The following is a 1832-nucleotide window of genomic DNA, read 5'->3' as shown; positions in this document are numbered from 1 at the left end:
GACGGTGCCGGACGAGCCTCGGGTCCGCGGAGGCGGCGCGGGCGCGCTCGTAGCGGCTAAGCAGCCAGGCGGTCTCGCCGTTGGGCAACTGTGCCTTGACGACGGGCTGTTCGGCGCGCAGCCGGGCGTAGGCGCACGGCGGTCCGGCGGTGCCGGGCGCCACCTCGGGGACGGGGATGGGGGCGGGGATGGCGGTGTCGGTCATCGGATGCCCTCCTGGGTGGCGGCGGGGCGCTGCAGGTAGCCGGAGGTGAAGAAGTACTCCAGGTAGCGGTCCAGCAGGGCGGCGTCGACCGGCGGGCAGTGGAGTCCGCTGCCCGCCAGAGCGGTCTCGGCGTTGTGCCGGCCGAGCACCGGGAAGGTGCCCTCGAAGTACAGCTCCTTGACGGACATGTCGGCGGTGCGGCTGCGGTCCACGCACAGCGACACGAAGGGGGCGGTGGCGCTGGTGGGGTTGGCGGCGACGTGCCGGACCAGCTCGCCGACCCACTGCGGGTAGGGCAGCGTGCGGACCTCACAGCCGGCCGCGCACATCCGCTCGATGACGTCCGACAGCATCGCGGGGCGGGGGTTGGTGAGGTGGTAGGTGCGGCAACCGTCGGTGACCTGGCGGGTGGCGATGTGGACCACGGCCTCGGCGAGGTGGTCGACCGGGACGAAGTCCATCGGCAGGGCGATGTCGGGGGCCAGGCCGGTCTCGGCGATCGTCTTGAAGAGGGAGCAGATGGCGGTCTCGGTGTTGCTCACGCCGCTCTCCTGGTCGCCCGTCACCTCGTAGGGCCGGTGGACGGCCACCGGCAGCCCCTGCGCCGCCGCCTGGCGCAGCACCCCCTCCCCCACCCACTTGCTCTCGGCATAGCCCATGGAGAGCCCGTCGGCGTGGGCCAGTGGGGCGTCCTCGGCGACCTCGCGCACCCCGGCGGCGCCGGAGCCGGCGACGACGGCGACGGTCGACAGGAAGTGAACCGGGACGCGGCGGGGCGCGGCGAGGCGGATGATCTCCCGGGTGCCGTCCACGTTCGGGGCGCGCAGTTGTTCGTAGGGGTAGAGGAAGTTGACCTGGGCGCCGTTGTGCACGATCAGGTCGAGGCGGTCGGCGAGGTCGGCGAGGTGGTCGGCCGGCAGTCCGAGGGCGGGCTCGGAGAGGTCCGCGGGGAAGCACGTCACGCGCTGCCGGTCGGCCTCGTCGAGGTGCAGGCCGTAGCGGGCGAGGGCGGTGCGCTGTTCGGCGTGGGCGGGGCTCGCGGCGCGGACGGGGCAGTGGACGCGGGCGGCGGTGCGGCGCAGCAGGGCGGCCAGGAGGAAGGCGCCGACGAAGCCGGAGGCGCCGGTGAGCAGGACGTCCTTCGGGTCCTGGGGGCAGGGCGCCGGGCCCTGGACGGGCGGTAGGCGGAAGCCGAGTTCGGTTTCGCGGGTGAAGTCGACGGTGGATTCGTCGGCGCCGGTCGGGGAACCTTCGCGCGCGGCGCGGACGGCGTCGGTGAAGCTCCTGAGGGTGGGCGCGGTGAGCAGGGCCCTGATGAGGGCGGAGCTGAGCGCGGCGTCGAGGCCGAGGGCGGCGAGGGTGCGGGTGACGGTCTCGGAGGCGAGCAGGGAGTCGCCGCCGAGGTGGAAGAAGTCGTCCTCGGGGGCGGGCCTGGTGCGCAGCACCTGCTGCCAGATCCCGGCGAGGAGGGCGGTCAGCGCTTCGGCCGGGTGCTCGGGCGGCGTCTCGTCGGCAGGACCAGCGGTGGCGGGACGGGCGGTCGCGGGGCGCGCGGTGGCGCGCAGCCGCTTGCGGTCGACCTTGCCGCCGCTGGTCACCGGAAGTGGTCGAGGGCGACGAGCGAGGG

The 1832-nt window shown here is 74.5% G+C and carries 1 protein-coding gene and 1 pseudogene; both read right to left on the bottom strand.

Annotated elements, in window-relative coordinates; translation table 11 throughout:
• A pseudogene (locus tag ACFQ87_RS44210) lies at positions 1–205 on the bottom strand (cytochrome P450); the annotation flags it as partial.
• Positions 202–1832, bottom strand: a 1631-nt coding sequence (locus ACFQ87_RS44205; protein WP_380616707.1) for a thioester reductase domain-containing protein, incomplete at its 5' end; no start/stop codon positions are given. The pseudogene ACFQ87_RS44210 and the gene ACFQ87_RS44205, both read right to left, overlap by 4 nt.

Origin of the sequence: Kitasatospora sp. NPDC056531 (genome assembly GCF_042794375.1) — a bacterium.
Lineage (GTDB): Bacteria > Actinomycetota > Actinomycetes > Streptomycetales > Streptomycetaceae > Kitasatospora.
Note: the sequence above shows the minus strand (reverse complement) of the source record. Positions and strands in the feature narration are given on the sequence as shown.